1 protein-coding gene is annotated in these 276 nt (G+C 80.1%); it reads left to right on the forward strand.

The genetic code is table 11. The features are described from left to right. Positions 1–162 (forward strand): ATP-dependent helicase C-terminal domain-containing protein (locus ACSNOD_RS31915; protein WP_436770540.1); only part of this gene is annotated, 162 nt, incomplete at its 5' end. Positions 163–276 lie beyond the last annotated feature (114 nt).

Here is a 276-nt window from a genome sequence, read left to right on the forward strand (position 1 = left end):
CGGCCGGCCGCGGTGACCGCGGACCTGGAGTCCTTCTGGAAGGAGGGGTACCGGGCGGTGCGGGCGGAGCTGCGGGGGCGCTATCCGAAGCATCCGTGGCCGGAGGACCCGAGCACGGCGGAGGCGACGCGGCGGACGAACGCCCGGGCGCGGCGCGGGTGACGCTCACCTCGGGCGCGGCGCGGGTGACCCTCACCCCCGGGCGCGGCGGGAGTGACGCTCACCCCGGGCGCCGCCGCGCGCTGCTCACGACGGTGACGCGGCCGGCTCCCCCGC

It is taken from the genome of Streptomyces sp. URMC 123 (assembly GCF_051386515.1).
Lineage (GTDB): Bacteria > Actinomycetota > Actinomycetes > Streptomycetales > Streptomycetaceae > Streptomyces.